Below are 23,531 nucleotides of genomic sequence, written 5' to 3' on the forward strand. Positions count from 1 at the left end.
CGCGCTAGATCGCCGCCGCCAGGGCCGCGACGCGCGAGTCCTCGCCCAGCGCGCGGCCGTCCAGCCGCCGCAGCGGCCGCACCCCGGTCAGGCTGTTGGTCAGGAACACCGCCTGCGCCGACGCCAGCGCCTCCGGACCCACCGCGACCTCGGCCACCGAAAGACCCATGCCGCGCGCGGCGGCCATCACCCGTCCTCGCGCCAGCCCCGCCAGCACGCCGCAGGCCAGGGCCGGCGTCGCCAAGGCCCGCCCGTCCAGCCAGAACAGGTTGCCGGCCGAGGCGCAGGCCAGTTCGCCCCGGTTGTTCAGCATCAGGGCCTCGTCCGCCCCCGCCGCCCGGGCCTCGGCGCGAGCCAGCACATTGTCGAGATAGGCCAGGGTCTTCAGCCGCGAGGCCGGCGAGCCTTCGTTGCGACGGACCGTGGCGATCACCGCCGACGCCGGCGCCCCGGCCTGCGGCGCGGCGGCGCAGGAAGCCAGGAGCCGCAAGACCGGCGCCTCGGGCCGATCCAGGCCCCGCCCGCCTGAACCGGCCGTCAAGGTCAGGCGCACGGCGGCGCGACCCTCGGCCAGGTCCGCCAGGGCCGGAGCGGCCTCGACCAGGGCGCGGGCCGCCGATCGATCCAACGGCGGCAGGCCCAGCGTCTCGCAACCCGCGGCCATGCGGTCGAGATGGGCCTCGACGTGACAGACCACGCCGTCCACCGCCAGCAGGGTCTCGAACAGGCCGTCGCCCAGCAACAGCCCCCTGTCGCTCAAAGGAATGGCGCTTAAAGGAACCGCGTCGATGGTCATGCCCCCTCCCCGGTCAGCGCCCGGCGCAGGGCGTCGATCTTGGCCTCGGTCTCCAGGCGCTCGGCGACCGGGTCGCTGTCGGCGACGATGCCCGCCCCGGCCTTGGCCTCCAGCCGCCAGCCCTCGGCGTCCTCGACCAGGCCCACCGAACGGATCAGCACGCTGGACTCGAACGCCCCGTCGAACCCGGCCCAGAACAGCGAACCGCAATAGGGGCCGCGCGGCCCCTCCAGCCCGGCGATCACCTTCATGGCCTGCACCTTGGGCGCGCCGGTGATCGAGCCGGGCGGAAAGGTCGCCCGCAGCAGGTCGGCGACGCCGAGGCCCGGCTTCAGCCGCCCCTCCACCGTCGAGACCAGGTGGTGGACGTTGGCGTAGGTCTCGACCTTGAAGAGTTCGGGCGTGCGCACGCTGCCGGCGGGGCTGACCCTGGCCAGGTCGTTGCGCATCAGGTCGACGATCATCAGGTTCTCGGCCCGGTCCTTGGCGCTGGCCAGCAGCTCGGCGGCAAGGGCGCGGTCCTGCGGCGGCGTCGCGCCGCGCGGCCGGGTGCCCTTGATCGGCCGGGTCTCGATCGCCCCGCCGCGCACCTTCAGGAACCGCTCGGGCGAGTTCGACACCATGGCCCGGCCCGGCAGGCGCAGCCAGGCCGAGAACGGCGCCGGGCTGGTGCTTCGTAGACGGACGAAGAGATCGAACGGGTCGGCCCCGGTGGCCAGCCGCCCGCGCCAGGCCCGGGCGATGTTGCCCTGGAAGATCTCGCCAGCCAGGATCCGCTCGACCACGTCCGCGACCGCCGCCTCGTAGGCTTGCGGCGGCTCGGCCTCCAGAGCCTCGCACAGCCGGCCTTCGAACGGGTCGCGGGCCGGGGCGTCCAGCCAGGCCAGGGCGGCGCGGGCGCGGCTTTCGGCCTGCGCCTTGCCCTCGCCGCGGCCGACGGCGACGATGGTCCGCGCCAGGTGGTCGAAGGCCAGCAGGGCCGGATAGCGAGCGCAGGTCAGGTCCGGCCAGTCGCCGCGCGCAAGATTCAGGGCCTCGATCCGGTCGCCCAGCTCGTAGGACGCCAGCCCCACCACCCCGCCCTGGAACGGCGGGCCCTCCGGATCGGCCGGCAGTTGGGGACCGACCAGGGCGGCCAGGGCCTGAAAGGGATCGCGGCGATCGTCGGCCGCCAGGGTCAGGGTCTGGTCGGGATCGCGCAGCAGATACGACCAGCGCTCGCCCGCCCCGCCCGACAGCAGGGCGCAGGCGAAGGGCTCGTCCCGCCAGGGGGCCGCCGCCCAGAGAGGGTCGCGCCAGGGGGCGGCGATGAGGGCGACGTCGCGCATCGGCGGGTGATAGGCCCGTCCGGCTACGGCCTCAAGTCTCGCGCCCGCCGCCGCGCACGGCGAACAGCGCGATCAGGCCCGCCGCCTGCAGGCCGACGATCGGCAGGAAGCCGGCGACCTGGCTCTTGAACAGCGCGGTCGCCAAGGCCACCAGGGCCGAGCCCAGCCACAGCGTCGCCGTACCCGACAGGGCGTAGAGCCCGAAGAAGGCGGCCGTGCGGTCCGGCGGGGCCAGGCGCACCAGCAGGGTGCGGCTCGAGGCGTACTGGGCGGTGACGCAGACGGCGATGATCAGGCCCAGCCCGACATAGAGCAGCTCCGGCGCGGTGCGAAACAGCGGCCCGTCCCACACCGCCGGCCCGGCGGGATCATAGGGAAAGATATAGAGGATGCGGTCGCGCCGCATGCCCAGGGCGCAGATAAGGGCCGCCAGGCAGCCGGCGATCTCGATCTGCACCGCCCGCTTGGGTCCCAGCCGGCGGTCGAGGGTCGGGGCCAGGAAGCCGCCCAGCGAGCCGACCAGGCTCAGCGAGACGCCGTAGACCAGCATCTCCAGCGCGCCCCAGCCCATCAGCCCGGCCGCGAACAGCCCGCCGAACACCAGCAGCGCGGTCATGCCGTCGCAATAGAGCATGCGCGCGCCCAGGAAGGTCGCCACGTCGCGATGGCCCTTCAGGTTGGCGAAGGTGTCGCGCAGCAACGCCAGGCCCGCCGCCAGGCTGGCGCGGACCGAACGACCGGTGCGCGGCGCGTCCGGCGTCCACAGCAGGAACGGGATCGCCCCCAGGGCCATGATCAGCGCCGACAGCGGGCCGGCCAGGCGGCTGGGCTCGTTGTTGTGGGTCGAAAGGCCCAGCAGCGGCGTCTTGGGGATGCCCGGCCAGTCCACCTGCCCCGGCAGCACGAAGCCCCACAGCATCAGCACCAGCATCAGCACCGACAGGCCGTTCGACAGGAAATAGCCCAGGCCCGACAACAGCGGCGCCTGGTCCGGGCTCGCCGCCGCCCGCGGCAGCAGGGCGTTGTTCAGCGCGTCGCCCCAGTTATAGGCCACGCCCAGCACGACCAGCGCCAGCGACGTCGCCCACAGGGGCAGGCCCCCCGCCGGCATGGCCCACCACAGCAGCACCAGCAGCGGCAGCATGGTGGTCAGGGCCAGGGTGATCAGCGGCTTGCGCGGCCCGTACTGCTCGATCGACGCGCCCAGCACCGGCGCGGTCAGGGCCACGATCAGGCCATAGGCGGTGGCGATCTGGGCCATGATCGCCTGGCCCCGGACGGGATCGCCGACCAGCACGCCCGAGAAGTACGGAGCGAAGATGTAGATGGTGACCAGCACCACATAGACGTCGCGCGAGCCCTGGTGCAGCACCCAGGACAGCCCGCCCCGCGTCAGCGGTTTTCGAGGTGCGCGCGCGCCTTCACCCACGGCCGACGGCGCGCCGTCCAGGACCTCGCTCATGCCTCTCCGCCCTTGCCTGAGGGCCGTCTGACGCGACCCTGAAGCGGAGCCTGGCGCGCAAACGGGCGTTTGTCACGTCGTCACCGCGCGCAGGCGGCTCGGGCGAACCCCGTGGGCGACGCGGAACCGCCGCGCGAAGTGCGACCGCGAGCTGTAGCCGGCCGCCTGCGCCGCCTGGGCCACGCTGTAGGCGTCGTGGGTCAGCAACTCCTGCGCCGCCGCCATCCGGGCCTCCAGCAGCAGTTCGCGGAAAGATCCGCCCTCGGCCGCCAGCCGTCGCCGCAGGGTCGAGGCGCCCAGGCCCATGGCCCGCGCCAGGGCCTCCACCCGCCAGGCCCGCCCCGGATCCTGGCGAACGATCTCCTCGGCCCGCGTCCGGATCGTCGCGGCGAAGAGACCGGCCGCGGCGGGCGCCCGCCGCACCAGCAGCAGGATCTCGAGGATGCGGTGGCGCGCCAGGGCCGTCGCCTGGCCAGGATCGGTCAGGGCGGCGGCGGCGTGGCCGAACGCCTCGACCAGGTCCGGCGTCAGGGCGATGGCCGACCTGGAAGCCCGGCGTCCGGCCCGCTCCGGCTGATCCCCGGCTCCCGCCAGGCGTCGCGCCGATCGCCGCAGCGCCTCGTCGATGGTGATGGCGACGGACTCGTAGCGCCCCATGGCGGCGTCCGGCGCATTGACGATGTCGAACGTGACCCCGGCCGGGATGACGAACGGAACGCCGGCCGGAATGCGCTCGCAGCGCTCGCCCGACCAAAGCTCCTTGGCGCCGCTGAGCACGACGACGATCAGCGGATCGGAAAGACGCAGTTGGGCGATCCGCTCGCGGACGAAGCAGCAATAGCCGAACACCGCGCCGCCGTCGGACCCGGCATAGTGATGAGCCCCCGCCGCCGCCCGCGACCTGAGCGCCGCCAGGCGCGCCAGCAACGCCTGGCGCAGGCTCTTGTCGGTGATCGCGGAAGGGTCGAGGTCCATGGCCGAACCCTTCGACGGGTCGGTACGGCAAGGCAAGCCGCAAAGCGAGCGTTTCGGGCTCATGGTCGAGCGTCCGGGGGCCTCGCCCCGCCCGTTCGCCGGCTAGTCGATCCTCCATCCACGAGTGAGGACGACATGCGTAGAGCCTGGCTGAGACTGACGACGAGCCTTTTCCTGACCCTGGGCGCTCTGGGCGCGATTCCGGCGACAGCCGCGACACCCACACCCCCATCGGGGCCGGCGCCGGCGCCGCTGCGCCTGTGGCGACTGGACTGCGGCCGGATCCAGATGAACAACGCCTCGCCGCTATCCGACACCGGCGCCTATGCCGGCCAGGCCCGCCGGCTCAGCAACGGCTGCTATCTCATCCGGCACGGCGACGACTACCTGCTGTGGGACGCGGGCCTGCCTAGCGCGCTGCTGAGCAAGCCTCTCGACGACCAGCCGATCAGCGCCACCCTCGACCAGGACCTGGAAAGCCAACTGGCCGCGATCGGCGTGCGTCCCGACCAGATCGGCCGGCTGGCGATCAGCCACTATCATTTCGACCATGTCGGACAGGCCGCCCTGTTCCCGCGCGCCACCCTGCTGATCGGCGCGGCGGACCTAGCCGCCCTGCGCGCGGGATCGCCGCCCTTCGCCGATCCCAGCCTGCTGGCGCCCTGGCTGACCGGCGGCGGCGCGATCGATGCGATCCAGGGCGACCGCGACGTGTTCGGCGACGGATCGGTCACCATCCTGGCCGCGCCCGGCCACACGCCCGGCGAACAGGCGCTGCTGGTCCGACTTCCCCAGACCGGGGCGGTGATCCTCAGCGGCGACGTCGCCCACCTGGAGACCCAGTTGGCCCCGCGCCGCGTTCCGACCTGGAACACCGACCGCGCCGACTCCCTGGCGTCGATCGATCGCCTCGCCCAGCTGGCGGCCACCCTGAAGGCGCGGATCATCATCCAGCACGATCCCGGCGACGTGCGGAAGCTGGCCCGTTTTCCGGAGGCGTCCCGGTAGGGACTGCCGCCGTCGGAGGCGAAGCCTAGGCCAGGATGTGCGCCGAGATCGCCTCTCGCGCCTTGGCGTCGACGCCCAGAACGGCCTCCAGATAGGCCTCGATCGAGCCGTGGGCGGCCTCGATGGCCTCAATGGACGCCAGGATGTATTCGGCCTCGACACCCAGGGCCGCGCGGATCGCCGCCTCGGGCGGGACGACGCCGGTATAGTCGGCGAAGTGGCGGCCGATCTGCTCGCCGATGCGGCCGTAGCGCTCGGGATCGTTGGTGGCGAGATAGTCCTCGACCAGGTCGTCGCGCGACACGCCGGCCAAGCTATGGGTCAGGGCGGCCAGCAGGCCCGTGCGGTCCTTGCCGGCGGCGCAGTGGATCAGCACCGGGCCCTTGGCCTGCGCCAGGGCGGCGAAGTAGCGCCTGAACAGGTCGACGTGGCGCGGGGTGAACGGCTTACGGCGATAGGACTCCATCATGTAGGCGTGGAAATCGCCTTCCGAGAAATCCCAGCCGCGCAGGAAGGTCAGCCACGGATCGTCGCCCTGACCGCCCAGGTCGTTGTCGATCACCTCGGCGGCGAAGCCTTGCCAGCGGCGCGAGGGCTGGTGGCTGCGCTCCTGGCTGCGGCGCAGGTCGACGATGGTGACGATGCCCAGCCCAGCCATGGCCGAGAGGTCCGCGTCGGTGGCGTCGGCCTGGTGGGCGGCGCGGAACAGCAAACCTCGCTTCAACCGGCCCGCCCCGGCGGCGTAGTCGCCGTAGTCGCGGAAGTTCTCGACGCCTTGCAGGGGGATTTGACGGGTCATGGCCCCGATGTAGCGATCCACGGCGACGAAATCGAGACGTCGGCTGAGGCGACTGGACGGATCGTGCAACTGCGCGGAAGCTGCCCCCATGCTTCCGGTCCAGCGATTCCAGAGCTTCGACGGCGTCTCCATCGCCTACCGCACCCTGGGCGAGGGCTGGCCGACCCTGCTGCTGCACGGTTTCCTGGCCAGCGCCGAGAGCAACTGGTTCCTGCCCGGCATCGCCGCGGCCCTGGCCCAGGCCGGCCGCAAGGTGATCGCCCCGGACCTGCGCGGCCACGGCCGCTCCGACGCTCCCACCGATCCCGCCGCCTGGCCCGCCGACGTGCTGGCCATGGATCAGATGGCGCTGGTCTCGCACCTGCACCTCGTCGACTACGATCTCGTGGGCTACTCCCTGGGCGCGCGCACGGCGGTGCGGATGCTGGTGCGCGGGGCGCGGCCCGAGCGGCTGGTGCTGGCCGGCATGGGCGCCAGCGGCCTGATGGGCACCGGCGAGCGGGCGGCGATGTTCGAGGACGCCATCCGCAACGGCGACCAGGCCAAGGACCCCCGCGCCGGCCGCCGCGTGCAGGCGATGATCGCCGCCGGCGGCCTCAAGCCCGAGGCCATGCTGGGGGTGCTGAACGCCTTCGTCCCGACCTCGGCCGAAGACATCGCCCGCATCGACGTCCCGACCCTGGTCATCGCCGGCCAGCGCGACGACGACAACGGCTCGGCCGAGGCCCTGGCCGGCCTCTTGCCCCAGGCCCGCGCCCAGCGCGTGCCCGGCGACCACATGAGCGCGGTCATGGAGCCGGCCCTGGCGGCGGGCATCGTCGGGTTCCTGGACCGGGTGTCGCGGTAGGGCGGGCTCGCCCCCAAGCCCCCTCCTTAACTCCCGTCATTCCCGCCCTTGTGGCGGGAAACCCTGGTTCCGCCTTCACGTGAAGCGCCAGCGGACTGCTTGGCAGTCCGCCCCTCCCGCCCTTGCGGCTGACAGAGGGGTTCCCGCCACAAGGGCGGGAATGACGGGAAGAATAGGAAAAGCCCTCGATAACGCCGGTTGACGACACTGATGACAAATGTCAACGTCGCATCGTTGACGTTTGTCATCGAGCGCGAGGGAGGGACCGCCATGAAGATCAGTTCGGCGGAAAGCGTGATCATGGAGGCGTTGTGGCGGTCCAGCCCGCTGACCTCCGAGGCGATCATCGGCGAGGTGGGCGAGCCCAACGGTTGGACCGAGGGCACGGTCAAGCAGCTGATCAGCCGCCTGCTGAAGAAGAAGGCCATCGCCGCCAAGCCGGACGGCCGCCGCTATCTCTACACGCCGCTGCTGGCCCGCCGCGATTATGTCGAGGCCGAGAGCCAGGGCCTGCTCGACCGGCTGTTCGACGGCCGGCTGGCGCCGCTGGTCACCCAGTTCTCCGAGGGCGGAAAGCTGTCGGAAGAGGACGTCGCCGAGCTGAAGGCCCTGGTCGAGAGGATCTCCAAATGACTGGCCCCGCTATTGGCGCCATCCTCGAGGCGCTGCTGCGCGCCAACCTCGCCCTGGCCGCCGCGATCCTGGCGGTGATGCTGCTGCGCCGGCCGGTGCGGGCGCGGTTCGGGCCGCTGGCGGCCTACATGCTGTGGCTGGCCCCGCCGATCTGCGCCCTGGTCAGCCTGGTTCCGGTCCCCGCCCCGACCGCGATCATGGCCCCGGCGATCGAGTTCGTCGCCACCGCCGGCAAGGCCGTCGCCCCGGTCGCGGCCAAGGCCCCGGCCCTGCCGATCGTGCTGCTGGTGATCTGGGAGCTGGGCGTGCTGGCCGCCTTCGGCCTGTTCGCCGTGCGTCAGCTGCGGTTCGTCCGCGCCGTCGGCCGCCTCACGCCCTTGAACGGGCAGCCGGCCGTGCTGCGCGGCGAGCATGTAGAGGCCGGCCCGCTGGTGCTGGGCTGGCTGCGCCCGCGCATCGTCGTGCCGGCCGACTTCGCCGACCGCTTCGAGGGCGAGGCCCGCGCCCTGGTGCTGGCGCACGAGGACGTCCACCTGCGGCGCGGCGACGCCCGCATCAACGGCCTGGCCGTCGCCCTGCAATGCCTGTGCTGGTTCAACCCGCTGGTCCACCTGGCCGCCCGCACCCTGCGGATCGACCAGGAGATCGCCTGCGACGCGGCGGTGATCGACCGCCATCCGCACGCCCGCCGGCTCTACGCCGAAACCCTGCTCGGCTCGGTGCTGGGCGGCGCCCACGCCCCGCTCGGCTGCCATTGGCCGGCGACGGGCCCCCATCCCCTGAAGGAGAGACTGATCATGTTGAACACCGCCTCCGTCACCCCGCTGCGCCGAAAGGCGGGCCTGGCCCTCGTGGTCCTGGTCGCCTCGACCGCCGCCGGCGCCGTCTGGGCCGCCAATCCCGCGCCCGCCCCCGAGCCGGCCGTGATCACCCGCCCCGACTGGATCGAGAAGCCCGACGCCAACGACCTGGCCCGCTACTATCCGGCCGACGCGGCGGCGGCGAAGGCGTCCGGCCGGGCGCTCATCACCTGCGGCGTCGCCCTCGACGGCCGGCTGGAGAACTGCCGGGTGCTCCGCCAGAGCGACGGTCCCTACGCCTTCGGCGACGCGGCCCTGCAGCTCAGCCAGTTCTTCCGCATGCAGCCCAAGACCATCGACGGCCAGCCCATCGCCGGGGGCCAGGTGACGATCCCGATCGCCTTCAGCGTGCCCAAGTAGGACCTGGGCGACAGGCAAGAAAAAGGGGCGGTGGATAACCACCGCCCCTTCGTCGTTTTCAGGCGTCGTTTTCAGACGGAGCACCCCTCACCGGAAAGGCGGCTCGTCGAAGGCGCGCAGCTTGCGCGAGTGCAGGTTGGGACCTTCCTCGTGCAGCAGCTGGCAGGTCAGGATGCCGATCTGCAGATGCTGGCTGATCGCCCGCTCGTAGAAGGCGTTGGCCTGGCCCGGCAGCTTGATCTCGCCGTGCAGCGGCTTGTCCGACACGCACAGCAGCGTCCCGTACGGCACCCGGAAGCGGTAGCCCTGGGCGGCGATGGTGGCGCTTTCCATGTCGATGGCGACGGCGCGGCTCTGGTTGAAGCGCAGGGCCGACAGGCTGTGGCGCAGTTCCCAGTTGCGGTCGTCGGTAGTGACCACGGTGCCGGTGCGCAGGCGCTTCTTCAGCTCCTGGCCGGTGTCGCCGCTGATCGCCTTGGCCGCGTCGTAGAGGGCGCGCTGCACTTCGGCGATCGACGGCACCGGGATCTCCGGCGGCAGCACCACGTCCAGCACGTGGTCGTCGCGCAGATAGGCGTGGGCCAGCACGTAGTCGCCGATGGTCTGGGTGTCGCGCAGGCCGCCGCAGTGGCCGATCATCAGCCAGGCCTGCGGGCGTAGCACCGCCAGGTGGTCGCAGATGGTCTTGGCGTTGGACGGGCCGACGCCGATATTGACCAGGCTGACGCCCTGACCGTTCGGGGCGATCAGGTGGTAGGCCGGCATCTGGTGCTTGCGCCAGGCGCCATCAGCAATGGCCTGCTCTGCGTTCGGCGTCTCGGCCGTGACCACCACGCCGCCCGAGCACGACAGCGCCGTATACGGACTATCGGGCTTCTTCAGCTGCTCGACGCCCCAGCGGACGAACTCGTCCACATAGCGGTGGTAGTTGGTGAACAGGATGAACGGCTGCACGTGCTCGGCCGGCGCGCCGGTGTAGTGCCGCAGGCGGGCCAGCGAGAAGTCGGTCCGCAGGCCGTCGAACAAAGCCAACGGCCGGGTTTCCTCCAGCGCGGGGCTCCAGACCCCGTCGGCGATCTCGTCGCCAATGAAGGCCAGGTCCGTGGTCGGGAAGAAGCGGGCGATGTCCTCGCTGCGGACGTCGGCCTGGTTCAGGTCGATGCTGGCGTCCAGCACGTAGGGATAGGGGATCTCCTGCTCGGAGCGGGCGACCTCGATCTCGACGTCGAAGTCGTCCATCAGCAGGGTCAGCTGCTCGACCAGATAGTCCTGGAACTGGGCCGGCTTGGTGACGGTGGTCGAATAGACGCCCGGACGGCTGACCCGGGCGAACGAGCGCGCCAGCTTCGGCGGCAGGGCCTCGGGGTCGTAGGTCAGGCGCAGCTCGGGATAGGTGAACGAGCCGTCGAACCGCATCTGCGGGTCGGGGCGGGTTCCATGTTCGAGATAGGCCCGGAGGGCGGTGCGCAGGGCCTCGACGGCGCGCTGGTATTCGGAGTTGAGCCGTTCGACGACGGCGATCGCTTTTTCTTGGTTTGACATGGGTCTTTATAGCGACATTTCACGACATTGGCGAGACGGGCGCCCCGCCCAGGTGGAAAACTTTCTTACTTAGCGAAACCGCTCGCCGCCGGGTCAATCCGGGAACGGGCAACGGCCTTCGATCCCTACAGCTGCGCCTGTTTATCCGACGCGACGCTAGGCAAGCCGGCCAAGATCGCCTCTAGGGCATGGACGAACCCAGGTTCGTCGGCCACAAGGGCGGAAATGCTCAAATAAGGAGCGAATGGCGGCGCGGACCTTCTCGCGCGTCGTTCCTCCATAAGCCAGCCGTCGACGCCGACGGGCCCAGGGGACCCGGGATGAACAAACGCTTCGCCTATCTGATCATCGGCGCGATGGTGCTGGGGGTGCTCGTCGGCTGGGGGTGCAACCAGTTCCTCGACGCCGACGGCGCCAAGTCGGCGGCTTCGGGCCTGAGCCTGATCACCGACATCTTCCTGCGCCTGATCAAGATGATCATCGCGCCGCTGGTGTTCACCACGCTCGTCGCCGGCATCGCCCACATGGAGGACGCCGCCGCCGTCGGCCGTATCGGGGCCAAGACCCTGGGCTGGTTCATCGGCGCCTCGGCCGTCTCGCTGCTGCTGGGCCTCTTGATGGTTCACCTGCTGCAGCCGGGCCATGGGCTGCATCTGGTGGAGGCCGCGGTCTCGTCCAAGCCCGCCGCCTCGACTGAGGCCTTCACCCTCAAGGGCTTCATCACCCACCTGGTGCCGACCTCGATCTTCGACGCCATGGCCAAGAACGAGATCCTGCAGATCGTCGTCTTCTCGCTGTTCGTCGGCACCGCCGTCGCCGCGCTGGACGACAAGGCCCCGCAGGTGCTGCACCTGGTCGAGCAATGCGCCCAGATCATGCTGAAGGTCACCGGCTTCGTCATGAAGCTGGCCCCGCTGGCCATCTTCGCGGCCCTGGCCTCGACCATCGCCACGCAAGGGTTGGCCATGCTGGCCACCTACGCCAAGTTCGTGCTCGGCTTCTACGCCACCATGGGCACGCTCTGGGTGCTGCTGTTCGCCGCCGCCTTCGTGGTGCTGGGCAAGCGCGCCATCCCGCTGTTCGGGGTGATCCGCGAGCCGGCCCTGCTGGCCTTCTCGACCGCCTCGTCCGAAGCCGCCTATCCCCGCATCCTCGACAGCCTGCCCAAGGTGGGCGTGCGCCGCCGCATCGTCTCGTTCGTCCTGCCGCTGGGCTATTCGTTCAATCTCGACGGCTCGATGCTCTACTGCACCTTCGCCACCATGTTCATCATGCAGGCCCATGGCGTGCACCTGACCATCCAGCAGCAGATCTTCATGCTGCTGCTCCTGATGGTGACCTCCAAGGGCATCGCCGGCGTACCGCGCGCCTCGCTGGTGGTGATCATGGCCACCCTCACCTATTTCGGCCTGCCCGAGGCCTGGATCGCCCTCGTCCTGGGCGTCGACCACCTGCTCGACATGGGCCGCTCGGCGACCAACGTGGTCGGCAACTCGGTGGCCGCCGCCGTGGTGGCCAAGTGGGAGGGGGAGCTGGAGGACGTGGATCCGGAACTGGCCAAGGCTTCGGCCTGACCCTTCCTCCGTAAAATCCCCGCGAAAGCGGGGACCCAGGCGTTTTATCGTCAAGCGCCAAGCCTTTCAGAAAAAGCCTGGGCCCCCGCTTTCGCGGGGGTTTTACGGTTTACGGGGTGGGTTGAGTCCCGACGCCCCTAACAACCCCGCCTCCCTCGCCCTCGTGGCGAGGGTCCATGCCGGCCGCTGCTCAGACCTCGCGCCAACGCCAAAAGTCTGAGCAGGCTGACCCCTGGATCCTGGGCACAAGGCCCAGGAAGGCGAAGCTGGGTCATGAAGAGGGAAACCTTCCCCCTCCCCGGCCCAAAAATGGGACGCCTCGACCATTGACGGCGGCCTCGCCAGGCCCAATCTTTCGCGAGAGGGACTGTAAGGATGAACGCCATGGTCAAGCTGAAAACCGTCGCCCTGGCTGGCTTGGCCGGCGCGCTTCTCACCGCTCCGGCGCTGGCCGACGAAACCGCCGCCGCGCCGCAGAAGGCCCAGCGCCAGTGCTTCCAGCTGTCGGACTGGCAAGGCTGGAGCGCCCCCGACAAGAACACCCTCTACATGAAGGTGCGCAATCGCGACGTCTACAAGGTGGACCTCGCCTGGGGCAGCAACCAGCTGACCTGGCCGGGCAATTTCCTGGTTTCGACCGTCCGCGGTATCGACACCGTCTGCAATCCGATCGACCTGGACCTGAAGGTCTCCGACAGCAGCGGTTTCGCCATGCCGATCCGCGCCAAGACCATCACCAAGCTGACGCCGGAAGAGATCGCCGCCATCCCCAAGAAGGACCGGCCGTAGCCGACGGCGCGTCCATCGCTGTTTCGTGAAAGGCGCGGATCGCAGGGTCCGCGCCTTTTCTCTTGGCCGCTCGCCGGGTCCGGGCTCTTAATGCCGCAACGTCGGGTCCACGACGGACCGGCGATCGAGCGGAGCGACACCATGGGTCTGCTGGACAATCTGACGGGTCTGCTGGGCGGCCAGGGCGACCTGGCCGAGGCGGTCAAGAGCCTGGGCGTGGCCGGCGGGGTCGGCGGCCTGGTCGACGCCTTCCAGAAGGGCGGCCTCGGCGAAGTCGCCCAGTCTTGGGTCGCCAGCGGCCACAACCTGCCGGTCTCGGCCGAACAGATACAGGCCGTGCTCGGCTCGGGGGCCGTGGGCCAGTTCGCCGAGAAGCTGGGCGTCGATCCGCAGACCGCGGCCGCCAAGCTGTCGGAGATCCTGCCCGGCCTGGTCGACCAACTGACCCCGGGCGGCAAGCTGCCCGACGAAGGCATCAGCGGCGCCGTCGGCGGCCTTCTGGGCGGCTTCCTGAAGCCCTAGGCCTCGCCCGCCGCCTCCAGCAGCGCCACGACCATCGCATTGACCGGCGTGGCGATCCCGTGCGCGGCGCCCTTGCGGACGATGACGCCGTTGCGGGCGTCGATCTCCATGGGGCGGCCGGCCAGGCGGTCGGCGTGCAGGGAGTTGACGGAGTCCGGCGGGCTGGCGCGATAGCCGGCCACCACCTCGTCCGGCAGGTCGAGCGGCAGGTCCGCGCCCTCCGCCCGGCCGACGGCGACGCACTCGGCCACGAGATCCTTCATGATCGCGGCGATGTCGTCGCGACGGGCGATCCCGGCCGGCTTCAGGGTAAGCGCGTTGACGGCGCCCGCGCAGTTGAGGCCCAGCTTGCGCCAGGCGACGGTCTTGAAGTCGTCGGTGGTCGAGACCTCGATCGGCGCATGGGCCAGGAGGCCGGCGAAGGCCTCGCCCGCCTCGCCGGCCGGAACCTTGATCCACCCCATCCGCCGCTGGCGGATCAGGCCGGGCGCGGTGCGTTCGGCCGGGATGTCGACCACCGCCGGGACAATGCGCTCGGCCGGCAGGTAGGGCGCGAACCGCTCGACATGCTCGACGCCGTTCTGCAGCACCGCCACCCGCGTCTGCGGACCGACCAGCCCGGCCAGCCAGGCGGCCGCGCCGGCGGCGTCATAGGTCTTGGTGGTGACCAGCACCCAGTCATGGGGCGCAGCCTTCGCCGGATCGGTCAGCACCGTCGGCGTCGCCACCAGCGTCCGTTCCGGCGTCTCGACCTCCAGTCGTTCGAAGGCGGTGCGGGCGCACAGGGTCACGTCGTGGACCTGGCCGAGCCAGGCCGCCAGGGTCCCGCCGACTGCGCCGGGACCGATCACCGCGATGCGCATGGCATGCTCCACAAACGAAAAACGCCGCCCGCCCCCAGCCTGCAAAAGCAGGCTGGGGCACTCCAGGATGAAGCGCGCCCCAGCGGGTCAACCGCTCACACTTAACCCTGGCGCGCTTCCGCGGGCGGCGTCAGTCTCGTCACGACGGTTTCGCGGACCTCAGTGGTCGGCCGAAACGGTGTCGGTGCGCTTTTGCAGCATGGCCTCGAAGCTGGACCACACGCCGTCGGCGCCGTGCCACTGGCCCTTGGTCGCGGCCTTGGAATATTCCGTGGCGCGGGCTTCGAAGAAGTTGGCGTGCTCGACGCCCGACAGCAGGGCCTGCAGCCACGGCAGCGGGTTTTCCCGCACGCCGTAGACTTCCGGCAAATCGAGCTGGCGCAGGCGCCAGTCGGCGACGAAGCGGATGTACGACTTGATGTCGTCCGGGGTCATGCCCTGGATGTCGCCGGCCTCGAAGGCCAGGTCGATGAAGTTGTCTTCCATGCCGACCACGGTCTTGCAGCAGTCGACGATGTCGTCGGCCACGGCCTTGGTCACCGCGCCGGTTTCCTTGTTGAAGGTGTGGTACAGCTTGATGATGCCGTCACAGTGCAGGCTTTCGTCGCGGATCGACCACGAGACGATCTGGCCCATGCCCTTCATCTTGTTGAAGCGCGGGAAGTTCATCAGCATCGCGAACGAGGCGAACAGCTGCAGGCCTTCGGTGAAGCCGCCGAACATGGCCAGGGTGCGGCAGATGTCGGCGTTCGACTCCACGCCGAACGTCTGCATGTAGTCGTGCTTGGCCTTCATGGCCTCGTATTCCATGAACGCCGAGAACTCGGTCTCGGGCATGCCGATGGTCTCGAGGAGCAGGGCGTAGGCCGCGATATGGATCGTCTCCATGTTCGCGAACGAGGCCAGCATCATCTTCACCTCGGTCGGTTTGAACACCCGACCGTAGCGCTCCATGTAGTTGTCCTGCACCTCGACGTCGGACTGGGTGAAGAAGCGGAAGATCTGCGTCAGCAGATTGCGCTCCTTGTCGTTCAGCTTGACGGCCCAGTCCTTGAGGTCCTCGCCCAGCGGCACCTCTTCCGGCATCCAGTGGACCTGCTGCTGCTTCTTCCAGAAGTCATAGGCCCAGGGATAGCGGAAGGGCTTGTAGCCGCCCGAGGGGATCATGAGGCCGGGCGTGGTGATCAGCGAGGCGGACATGGGCGGTCTCCAGAGCGGGCGGACGCGAATCGGGCGGCGGGGTAGGATCTAGATAGCGCAGGGCGACCCGCCTCATCTAGTGGTCAGATTGTCTCAGCACACAAGATGTTGTGGGCAGAATGGGTAACCAATGATGAATCGAGCTTACACCATCTATGGCGCGCTTGGCTCGGGCTCGGTCCCCGTCGAAGCGACTTTGACCCTATTGGGGCAGCCCTACACGGTCATCGAGGCGCCCACCTGGGAGGGCGAGGCGCAGCAGGACAAGGTCGCCCCCGTCAACCCGATGAAGCAGATCCCGGCCCTTGTCACCCCCGACGGCGAGACGATCACCGAGAGCGCGGCGATCCTGATCTGGCTGGCCGACAACCACCCCGAGGCGCGGCTGGGGCCCGCCGTCGGCGATCCGCGCCGGGGGCAGTTCCTGCGCTGGATGACCTTCATCCCGGCCTCGATCTATTCGCTGTTCTGGGTGCGCGACGATCCCTCGCGGCTGGCCGGCCCGGATCCGAAAGCCCAAGCCCGCGTCAAGGCCGCCACCGCCGACCGCATCGCCGACTGCTGGGCGATGATGGACGCCCAGGTCGAGCCCGGCGCCTACATCCTCGGCGACGCGCTGACCGTGCTCGACCTCTATGTCGCCGTCGTCAGCCGCTGGGGCTCGCGCCGGGTGCGCTTCTACGACCGCGCGCCGAAGATGGCCGACGTGGTGCGGCGGGTGGATAGCGATCCGCGGCTGGTGGAGTTCTGGGAGAAGCGCTTCCCGTTCGTGGACGGGTGGGAGAGCAAGGGGGCGAGCGGGTGACCATGGACGTGACCGAAGACGAAGCCCGCTACATCGTGCAGGCCGTGCGCCGCTACTACGGGGACGACGCCGTCGTGCGGGCCTGGAGCGTCGCACCCAGGCGGCTCGACCTGCATGTGGAGACCGATCGCGACATCGGCCTCGAGCATCACGAGTGCCTGGGCCTGATCACCTGCGAGATCGTCCGCGACCAGGTCTCTCTGCAGCACAGCATTCGAGGCCAGAGGATCGACGGCGGCGCCAAGCACGCCTATCGCCATGGCCGAGTGCTGGCGGGATCCGACGCGCCAGGCGGCGGCGATGCGCGCTGGCAGGTTTACGTGCAGAGCTTTAGCGGCTAATAGCCCCGCTCGATGCACTTCGCCGCGACCAAAATTATTACCCGCAAAACGACCCGCTACGGCGGGGCGGCGGGTATGCGCGCGATCTAACGCAAGCATCCCCAGACCAGCCCCGCACTGCGCGGGGCGGCTCTCTTGACCACGAGATCTGACGGCTCCCCGCGCTCCTTCATCCCAGGAGACGCAAGACTATGAGCCCCAAGTTTTCCCGTTCGAACCCTCCCCACGTCGGCGTTGTCGGCGCCACCGGTCTGGTGGGCGGCATGATGCTGAAGCTGCTGGCCGAGCGGGACTTCCCGCTGGCCTCGCTGCGGGTCTTCGCCTCGGCCCGCTCGGCCGGCCAGGCCCTGGCCTGGAAGGACGGGTCGGTGACCGTCGAGGACGCCGCCAGCGCCGACTTCGCCGGCCTGGACATCGTGTTCTTCTCGGCGGGCGGCGACACCTCGCGCGAGCTGGCCCCCAAGGCCGCCGCGGCCGGGGCGATCGTCATCGACAACTCCTCGGCCTGGCGCAGCGACCCGGACGTGCCGCTGGTGGTGTCGGAGGTGAACCCCGACGCCCTGGCCGTGATCCCCAAGGGCATCGTCGCCAACCCCAACTGCACGACCATGGCCGCCATGCCGGCCCTGAAGCCGCTGCACGACCGGGCGGGCCTCAAGCGCCTGACCGTCAGCACCTACCAGGCCGCCTCGGGCGGCGGGGTCGAGGGCATCCGGGTGCTGTCCGAGCAGGTGCAGGCCGGCGCGGCCGGCGATCTCGACGGCCTGGCCCTGTCGCCGGACGCCGCCCCCCTGCCCGAGCCGCAGAAGTGGGCCGTGCCGCTCGCCTACAACGTGGTGCCGCTGAACTACGTGCTGGGCGAGGACGGCTATACCGAGGAAGAGCTGAAGCTGCGCGACGAGAGCCGCAAGATCCTGGGCCTGCCGGAGCTGCCGGTCAGCGGCACCTGCGTGCGCGTGCCGGTGTTCTCGGGCCACGCCCTCTCGATCAACGCCGAGTTCGAGCGGCCGATCTCGGTGGCCGAGGCGCTGGAGCTGCTGGGCAATGCGCCGGGCGTGGTGCTGGACGACGTGCCCAACCCGCTCGCCGCCACCGGCCAGGATCCGGTGTTCGTCGGCCGCGTGCGCCCCGACCCGACCGTCGCGAACGGCCTGGCCCTGTTCGTCGTGGGCGACAACCTGCGCAAGGGCGCGGCGCTCAACGCCGTGCAGGTGGCCGAGGTGCTGGTCGGCGGCTGACGCTGATCGAGGGCGCTTGCCGCACGGCGAGCGCCCTCCCGCCAAGGCGCGACAGCATGCCGCGCAGCCTGGGGATGAGCGTTCATTCCCTCTTCACCGCGCGGGCGCGAAGGCTGTCGGCAGGATGAAGATTTCGCAGCTTTCCACCACCGACACGGGCGCATCGGCCGCCCCCGTCGCCTATCCCGGCGGGACCGCGGCGGCGACGGCCGCGCTGAACGACACGACGGGATCGGTCGGGCTGGACCAGCAACTGGGCGCCTATCACGCCCTGGCCGACCGCTGGGCCGGCGCGGGCCACGGCGAGCGGGCGGGCCTGTCGCAGGCGCTCAACGAGTCGCCGTTCGCCAAGACCGTGCAGTCGGCGCTCAACACCTTCACCAAGGCCGCCTGGGCCGGATCGGACGCCGCGCCTCCGGTTCCGCAGCAGAAGGCGCTGGACGCCTTCGACGGCCTCTCCGAAACCGACCAGACCATCGTCGCCTCGCTGCAGGTCGGCGTGCCCGGCGCCAAGGGACCGGCCAGCGTCGGCGACTACCGCGCCCGCCTGCAGTCCGACCGCGACGCCGCCCAGCCGTCCTCTACGCCGCGCGATACCGTCACCCTCTCCCCCGAAGCCCAGGCCCGCCTGGCCGGCGGAGCCGCACCCGAGGCGGCCGTCGCACCGGCGGTCGAAGCGACGCCCGAGATGGCGGCGGCGATAAGCGCCTACGGCAAGGCGGCGCGGTAAGAAGACCCCTCTCTCTTTGAGAGAGGGAGGGGCCCGCGCCGCAAGGCGTGGGAGGGTGAGAGGTTTCACCGTCGGCCGGAAGATCTCGAAAGCCCCCTCTTTCGGACGATCGCGCTCTCATTTTCCCGCCTTCCTCGCCCCTGTGGCGAGGACCCAGGGTCGGGCCAGGCTCGGCGCCCCAGCCTGGGCGTCGCCAACGTGGTCGTGAGGAAGCCGACGATCTCGGCGGCGGAACCCTGGACCCCAGGCACAAGGCCTGGGGAGGCGGGGGTGCTCGCGCCAGGTTCGGAGAGTTTGTTACCTCTCACCCTCCCACCGCTTGCGCGGCGGGCCCCTCCCTCTCTCACAGAGAGAGGGGTTCAAACCGCGAAATCCGCCAGCGCCGCCGGCTCGCCCTTGCCGACGCTCACCTCCGCCGCCAGCCAGTCGATGAAGGCCCGCACCCGGGCCGGCAGCTGGCCGCCGTGGCCGACATAGACGGCGTGGATCAGTTCGATGTCACCGGGATTGAAGGCCTCCAGCACCGGGACCAGCCGGCCGGCGGCGATGTCGGGGCCGACGTGCAGCACCGACAGGCGCGCGATCCCCTGCCCGGCCAGAGCCAGGACCCGAGCGCTCTCGCCGTCGCCCACCTCGGCCCGGCCGTGCACCGGCCGGAAGACGACTTCGCCGTCGATCTGGAAGCCCCACGAGTCGCAGTGGCGGGCGAAGTTGAAGGTCACCAACTCGTGCCGCGGCAGGTCGTCGGGATGGGTCGGTGTTCCCGCGCCCGCCAGATAGGCCGGCGAGGCGACCAGCACCATGCGGCTGTGGGCGATCCGGCGGGCCATCAGCTGCGAGGCCCGCATCGGCCCCACGCGGATGGCCACGTCGGCCCGCTCGTCCATCAGGTCGATCACCTGGTCGGTGACCGTGATGTCGAGCTGGATGTCGGGGTGGGCGGCCAGGAACCTCGGCGACAGCGGCAGCAGGTAATGCTGGCCGAACGGCACGCTGGAATTGACCCGCACCCGGCCGCGCGGGGCGGCGCTGGCGGCCACGGCGCGCTCGGCCTCATCGAGATCGGCCAGCACCCGCAGCGAGTGCTCGTGAAAGGTCTGGCCCTCGGCGGTGAGGGTCAGCTTGCGGGTGGAGCGGTTGACCAGCCGGGCGCCCAGCCGGGCCTCGAGCCGGGCCACCAGCTTGCTGACCGCCGACGGCGTCATCCGGAGCGAGCGCGCCGCGGCCGAGAAGCCGCCCTGCTCCACCGCCCGGACGAAGACTTCCATCTCGGCGGTGCGATTGATCTCTTGCCGCGCCATCGTGCCTTCATGTCACAAGTGATGATACTTCCGGCAATCTAATTCATCGAAGACGACAACGCTATCTGACAGGCCGAACATTCACCGGAGCCGGCTGTCATGCCCCTCGCCCTCTATGCTCTGACCGTCGGCGCCTTCGGCATCGGCGTCACCGAATTCGTCATCATGGGCCTCTTGCTACAGGTCTCGGCCGATCTCGGGGTCTCGATCCCCACGGCCGGCTGGCTGACCACCGGCTACGCCCTGGGCGTCTTCGTCGGCGCCCCAATCCTGACCCTCGCCACGCGCCGCCTGCCGCCCAAGACCACGCTGCTGGCCCTGATGGCCATCTTCACCCTGGGCAACCTGGCCGCCGCCCTGGCGCCCAACTTCGCCCTGCTGATGGGCGCGCGGATCGTCACCGCCCTGGCCCACGGGACCTTCTTCGGCGTCGGCTCGCTGGTCGCCGTCTCGCTCGTGGCGCCCGAGCGCAAGGCCTCGGCCATCGCCATCATGTTCACCGGCCTGACCCTCGCCACCCTGCTGGGCGTGCCGTTCGGCGCGTGGCTGGGCCTGGCCTTCGGCTGGCGCTCGACCTTCTGGGCGGTGGCCGCCATCGGCGCCCTGGCGCTCGTGATCCTGGCCCTGCTGGTCCCCAAGGGCGACAAGGCCGCCGAGCCCGCGCCGCTGAAGGAAGAGTTCGCCGTCCTGGCCCGCCCGCAGGTGCAACTGGGCCTGGTGATGACGGTGCTCGGCTTTGGCGGGGTGTTCGCGGTCTTCACCTACATCCAGCCGATCCTGACGCAGCTGGCCGGCTTCTCGGAGGCCGCGGTGTCGCCGATCCTGCTGGTGTTCGGCGCGGGCCTGGTGGCCGGCAACCTGCTGGGCGGCCGCTGGGCCGACAAGAACCTGAACGCGGCCCTGGCCGGGAGCATCGCCGTCCTGACCGTGGTCATGCTGGCCTCGGGCTGGGCCTTCCACGACAAGGTCGGCGCCGTGCTGGCCGCCTTCCTGCTGGGCGCGGCCGCCTTCGCCACCGTCGCGCCGCTGCAGATGCGGGTGCTCTCACAGGCCGGCGGCGCGGGCCAGGGCCTGGCCTCCAGCCTCAACATCGCCGCCTTCAACCTCGGCAACGCCATCGGCGCGGCCCTGGGCGGCGCGGTGATCGCCCACGGCGCGGGCCTTGCGGCCATCGCCCCGATCGCGGCCCTGGTGCCGCTGGGCGCCCTGGTTCTGGCGGCGCTGAGCCTAGGCCTGGAACGCCGCCAGAAGCTGGCCGCGGCGTAACGCCCAAACTCCTCCCCCGTGAAACGGGGGAGGGGGACCACGAAGTGGTGGAGGGGGCGAGACTGGGCTCATTGCCGGCCGTCGCCCCCTCCGTCACGGCGCTGATAGCGTCGCGCCACCTCCCCCGCTTGCGGGGGAGGAGCTGGGCCCCAGGGCCGAAAGTCGGATCGAGCAAGAACAGTCCCCGCCGCAGGCGCTATCGCCGACCGGTCGGGTTTCTTTCCCCTCCCCTCTCCAGGAGACCTCCCATGGAATACCGCACCCTCGGCCGGTCCGGCCTCAAGGTCCCCGCCCTCAGCTTCGGCGCCGGCACGTTCGGCGGCCAGGGGCCGCTATTCAGCGCCTGGGGCGACACCCGGGTCGAGGAGGCCCGGCGGCTGATCGACATCTGCCTGGAGGCCGGCGTCACCCTGTTCGACACCGCCGACGTCTATTCGAACGGCGCTTCGGAAGAGATCCTCGGCGAGGCCCTGGTCGGCCGCCGCGACGAGGCCCTGATCTCCACCAAGCTCGGCCTGCCGATGGGCGACGGGCCGCTGGAGGCCGGCGCCTCGCGCCTGCGGCTGGTGCGCGGGGTCGAGGCGGCGCTGAAGCGGCTGAAGACCGACCGCATCGACCTGCTGCAACTGCACGCCTTCGACGGAACGACGCCGGTGGAGGAGACCCTCTCGGCCCTCGACGACCTCGTGAGCGCCGGCAAGGTGCTCTATGTCGGCGCCTCCAACTTCGCCGGCTGGGAGCTGATGAAGTCGCTGGCCGCCGCCGACCGCCACGGCTGGCCGCGCTATGTCGCCCACCAGGCCTACTACTCCCTGGCCGGCCGCGACTACGAGTGGGAGCTGATGCCGCTGGCCGCCGACCAGGGCGTCGGGGCCATGGTCTGGAGCCCGCTGGGCTGGGGCCGCCTGACGGGCAAGATTCGCCGCGGCCAGCCCTTGCCGGAGACCAGCCGCCTGCACCAGACCGCCGACGCCGGCCCGCCGGTCGACGACGAGCGCCTCTACCGCATCGTCGACGCCCTGGACGCCGTCGCCGCCGAGACCGGCAAGACAGTGCCGCAGATCGCCATCAACTGGCTGCTGCGCCGCCCCACGGTCTCCAGCGTCATCGTCGGCGCTCGCACCGAGGAGCAGCTGCGCCAGAACCTCGGCGCCGTCGGCTGGAGCCTCACGCCGGAGCAGGTCGCCGCCCTGGACGCCGCCAGCGCGGTCACCCCGGCCTATCCCTACTACCCCTACTGGCGCGAAGGCGGCTTCCGGCAGGTGAACCCGCCGCTGGTGTAGGGCGCCGGAGCGCCGCTCCGTATTCTACGCGTCATCCCGGGCGAAGGCGCGCAGCGCCGCAGACCCGGGACCCAGGGGCCGGCGCACTGCGGTCGCCCCTGGGTCCCGGCTCTCCGCTTCGCTGCGGCCGGGATGACGACCAAAGGGGGCATTGATGTTTGAGCCTCAAGTCATCACCCACGCCCCCATGGCCCGCCCGGCCGCCGCCTGCTAAGCCCCGGCCATGCTCACCGATCCCTTCTTCTACGCCGTCGCCATCCCCGCCGTGATCCTGGTGGGGCTGGCCAAGGGCGGGTTCGCGGGGATCGGGGTGGTGGCCACGCCCCTGCTGGCCCTGGCGGTCGGGCCGGTGAAGGCCGCAGCGATCCTGCTGCCGCTGCTGATCCTGCAGGACGTCGTCGGCGTCTGGTCCTATCGCAAGACCTGGGACAAGGGCCTCTTGATCCTGATGGTGCCGCCGGCCGCGGTGGGCATCTTCCTGGGCTGGGCCCTGGCGGCGCTGGTGTCGGCGTCGGCGGTGGAGCTGGCGGTGGGCCTGGTGTCGGTGCTGTTCGCCGCCCAGCGCCTGTGGGCCGAGCGGGCGGTCAAGGCGGCCGCCGCGATCGAGGCCACGCCCGGCCGGCCGTGGCTGGGCGCGCTGTGCGGCATGGCCTCGGGCTTCACCAGCCAGATCTCCCACGCCGGCGGCCCGCCGTTCCAGATCTACGTCCTGCCGCGCCGCCTGCCGCGCGACGTCTTCGTGGGCACCAGCGCGATCTTCTTCGCCATCGTCAACTGGATGAAGATGCCGGCCTACCTGGCGCTCGGCCAGTTCACCCCCAGCGTGCTGACCGCCGTGGCCGTGCTGACGCCCCTGGCCCTGGCCTCCACCTGGGCCGGCGTGTGGCTGGTGCGCCGCGTGCCGGCCGAGGGCTTCTACAAGGTGATCTACGTCCTGCTGATCCTCGTCGGAACCAAGCTGGCCTGGGATGGATTGATGGGGCTGGTGAGTTAAACGGTCACGCTTGCG

The 23,531-nt window shown here is 70.5% G+C and carries 24 protein-coding genes and 1 pseudogene; 15 read left to right on the forward strand and 10 right to left on the reverse strand.

The annotated features are described in order from the left end of the window. Positions 1-4: 4 nt before the first annotated feature. From AC07NS_RS03775 to AC07NS_RS03790, 4 genes are all read right to left on the reverse strand, one after another. The gene (locus AC07NS_RS03775; RefSeq protein ID WP_494601556.1) at positions 5-796 is read right to left on the reverse strand and encodes an aminotransferase class IV; all 792 of its coding nucleotides are present in this window, start codon (positions 794-796) and stop codon (positions 5-7) included. Further along, positions 793-2,124 carry an aminodeoxychorismate synthase, component I gene (pabB, locus tag AC07NS_RS03780; RefSeq protein ID WP_494601557.1) on the reverse strand — a complete coding sequence of 444 codons (1,332 nt, stop codon included), beginning with the start codon at positions 2,122-2,124 and terminating at the stop codon, positions 793-795. The genes AC07NS_RS03775 and pabB overlap by 4 nt, the downstream gene beginning before the upstream one ends. Before the next feature lie 31 nt (positions 2,125-2,155). After that, entirely contained in the window at positions 2,156-3,586 is a 1,431-nt protein-coding gene (locus tag AC07NS_RS03785) for an MFS transporter (RefSeq protein WP_494601558.1), read from the reverse strand. Positions 3,587-3,658: 72 nt separating this feature from the next. Next, positions 3,659-4,561: a helix-turn-helix transcriptional regulator gene (locus AC07NS_RS03790; protein WP_494601559.1), complete on the reverse strand. Its 903-nt coding sequence runs from the start codon at positions 4,559-4,561 to the stop codon at positions 3,659-3,661. Between the two features lie 135 nt (positions 4,562-4,696). Here AC07NS_RS03790 and AC07NS_RS03795 point away from each other — a divergent pair, with 135 nt between their 5' ends. Then, positions 4,697-5,569, forward strand: coding sequence for an N-acyl homoserine lactonase family protein (locus AC07NS_RS03795; protein ID WP_494601560.1), 873 nt, complete (start codon positions 4,697-4,699; stop codon positions 5,567-5,569). A gap of 25 nt (positions 5,570-5,594) precedes the next feature. On the opposite strand, the gene AC07NS_RS03800 is transcribed toward AC07NS_RS03795, so the two are convergent. Further along, on the reverse strand, positions 5,595-6,368 hold the full coding sequence (locus tag AC07NS_RS03800; RefSeq protein WP_494601562.1) for a tyrosine-protein phosphatase: 774 nt from the start codon (positions 6,366-6,368) through the stop codon (positions 5,595-5,597). A gap of 88 nt (positions 6,369-6,456) precedes the next feature. On the opposite strand from AC07NS_RS03800, the gene AC07NS_RS03805 reads away from it, so the two are divergent. From AC07NS_RS03805 to AC07NS_RS03815, 3 genes are all read left to right on the forward strand, one after another. After that, positions 6,457-7,215: an alpha/beta fold hydrolase gene (locus AC07NS_RS03805; RefSeq protein WP_494601563.1), complete on the forward strand. Its 759-nt coding sequence runs from the start codon at positions 6,457-6,459 to the stop codon at positions 7,213-7,215. Between the two features lie 270 nt (positions 7,216-7,485). Then, positions 7,486-7,848: a BlaI/MecI/CopY family transcriptional regulator gene (locus tag AC07NS_RS03810; RefSeq protein ID WP_494601564.1), complete on the forward strand. Its 363-nt coding sequence runs from the start codon at positions 7,486-7,488 to the stop codon at positions 7,846-7,848. Beyond that, the gene (locus tag AC07NS_RS03815) at positions 7,845-9,068 is read left to right on the forward strand and encodes a TonB family protein (protein ID WP_494601566.1); all 1,224 of its coding nucleotides are present in this window, start codon (positions 7,845-7,847) and stop codon (positions 9,066-9,068) included. The genes AC07NS_RS03810 and AC07NS_RS03815 overlap by 4 nt, the downstream gene beginning before the upstream one ends. 87 nt (positions 9,069-9,155) lie before the next feature. Here AC07NS_RS03815 and AC07NS_RS03820 read toward each other — a convergent pair whose 3' ends face one another. Continuing rightward, complete coding sequence (locus AC07NS_RS03820; protein ID WP_494601568.1) at positions 9,156-10,610, reverse strand: AMP nucleosidase; 1,455 nt, start codon at positions 10,608-10,610, stop codon at positions 9,156-9,158. Between the two features lie 320 nt (positions 10,611-10,930). Between AC07NS_RS03820 and AC07NS_RS03825 the strand changes: the two genes are divergently transcribed. The 3 genes from AC07NS_RS03825 to AC07NS_RS03835 all read left to right on the forward strand — a co-directional run bounded on the left by AC07NS_RS03825 (position 10,931) and on the right by AC07NS_RS03835 (position 13,495). Next, a complete protein-coding gene (locus AC07NS_RS03825) occupies positions 10,931-12,184 on the forward strand; it encodes a dicarboxylate/amino acid:cation symporter (RefSeq protein WP_494601570.1) in 1,254 nt (417 codons plus the stop codon). A gap of 375 nt (positions 12,185-12,559) precedes the next feature. Next, positions 12,560-12,973, forward strand: coding sequence for a DUF6491 family protein (locus AC07NS_RS03830; protein ID WP_494601571.1), 414 nt, complete (start codon positions 12,560-12,562; stop codon positions 12,971-12,973). A 90-nt stretch (positions 12,974-13,063) separates the two neighbouring features. Next, on the forward strand, positions 13,064-13,495 hold the full coding sequence (locus AC07NS_RS03835) for a YidB family protein (protein WP_494601572.1): 432 nt from the start codon (positions 13,064-13,066) through the stop codon (positions 13,493-13,495). Here AC07NS_RS03835 and AC07NS_RS03840 read toward each other — a convergent pair. Both AC07NS_RS03840 and AC07NS_RS03845 read right to left on the reverse strand, forming a co-directional pair. Continuing rightward, entirely contained in the window at positions 13,492-14,358 is an 867-nt protein-coding gene (locus AC07NS_RS03840) for a 2-dehydropantoate 2-reductase (protein WP_494601573.1), read from the reverse strand. The genes AC07NS_RS03835 and AC07NS_RS03840 overlap by 4 nt on opposite strands. Before the next feature lie 159 nt (positions 14,359-14,517). Then, positions 14,518-15,558 carry a ribonucleotide-diphosphate reductase subunit beta gene (locus tag AC07NS_RS03845; RefSeq protein ID WP_494601574.1) on the reverse strand — a complete coding sequence of 347 codons (1,041 nt, stop codon included), beginning with the start codon at positions 15,556-15,558 and terminating at the stop codon, positions 14,518-14,520. A gap of 133 nt (positions 15,559-15,691) precedes the next feature. On the opposite strand from AC07NS_RS03845, the gene AC07NS_RS03850 reads away from it, so the two are divergent. From AC07NS_RS03850 to AC07NS_RS03870, 5 genes are all read left to right on the forward strand, one after another. Next, positions 15,692-16,363 carry a glutathione S-transferase family protein gene (locus AC07NS_RS03850; RefSeq protein ID WP_494601863.1) on the forward strand — a complete coding sequence of 224 codons (672 nt, stop codon included), beginning with the start codon at positions 15,692-15,694 and terminating at the stop codon, positions 16,361-16,363. A gap of 2 nt (positions 16,364-16,365) precedes the next feature. Beyond that, entirely contained in the window at positions 16,366-16,704 is a 339-nt protein-coding gene (locus tag AC07NS_RS03855; protein ID WP_494601575.1) for a hypothetical protein, read from the forward strand. A gap of 12 nt (positions 16,705-16,716) precedes the next feature. Further along, positions 16,717-16,794, forward strand: a complete 78-nt coding sequence (locus AC07NS_RS03860; RefSeq protein WP_494601865.1) for a hypothetical protein — start codon at positions 16,717-16,719, stop codon at positions 16,792-16,794. 101 nt (positions 16,795-16,895) lie between these two features. Further along, on the forward strand, positions 16,896-17,942 hold the full coding sequence (locus tag AC07NS_RS03865) for an aspartate-semialdehyde dehydrogenase (RefSeq protein ID WP_494601577.1): 1,047 nt from the start codon (positions 16,896-16,898) through the stop codon (positions 17,940-17,942). A 124-nt stretch (positions 17,943-18,066) separates the two neighbouring features. Beyond that, a complete protein-coding gene (locus AC07NS_RS03870; protein WP_494601578.1) occupies positions 18,067-18,672 on the forward strand; it encodes a hypothetical protein in 606 nt (201 codons plus the stop codon). 359 nt (positions 18,673-19,031) lie between these two features. Here AC07NS_RS03870 and AC07NS_RS03875 read toward each other — a convergent pair whose 3' ends face one another. Beyond that, positions 19,032-19,973 carry a LysR family transcriptional regulator gene (locus tag AC07NS_RS03875; RefSeq protein WP_494601580.1) on the reverse strand — a complete coding sequence of 314 codons (942 nt, stop codon included), beginning with the start codon at positions 19,971-19,973 and terminating at the stop codon, positions 19,032-19,034. A gap of 99 nt (positions 19,974-20,072) precedes the next feature. Between AC07NS_RS03875 and AC07NS_RS03880 the strand changes: the two genes are divergently transcribed. Next, positions 20,073-21,239 (forward strand): MFS transporter, encoded by a 1,167-nt coding sequence (locus tag AC07NS_RS03880; protein WP_494601582.1) that lies wholly within the window; start codon positions 20,073-20,075, stop codon positions 21,237-21,239. 248 nt (positions 21,240-21,487) lie between these two features. Continuing rightward, positions 21,488-22,522 carry an aldo/keto reductase gene (locus AC07NS_RS03885; RefSeq protein WP_494601584.1) on the forward strand — a complete coding sequence of 345 codons (1,035 nt, stop codon included), beginning with the start codon at positions 21,488-21,490 and terminating at the stop codon, positions 22,520-22,522. A 24-nt stretch (positions 22,523-22,546) separates the two neighbouring features. Here AC07NS_RS03885 and AC07NS_RS03890 read toward each other — a convergent pair. Further along, positions 22,547-22,657: pseudogene (locus AC07NS_RS03890) on the reverse strand (hypothetical protein); the annotation flags it as partial. 88 nt (positions 22,658-22,745) lie between these two features. On the opposite strand from AC07NS_RS03890, the gene AC07NS_RS03895 reads away from it, so the two are divergent. Beyond that, positions 22,746-23,516 (forward strand): sulfite exporter TauE/SafE family protein, encoded by a 771-nt coding sequence (locus tag AC07NS_RS03895; protein WP_494601585.1) that lies wholly within the window; start codon positions 22,746-22,748, stop codon positions 23,514-23,516. Positions 23,517-23,531 lie beyond the last annotated feature (15 nt).

Source organism: Caulobacter sp. GW821-FHT10A10 (assembly GCF_059415745.1).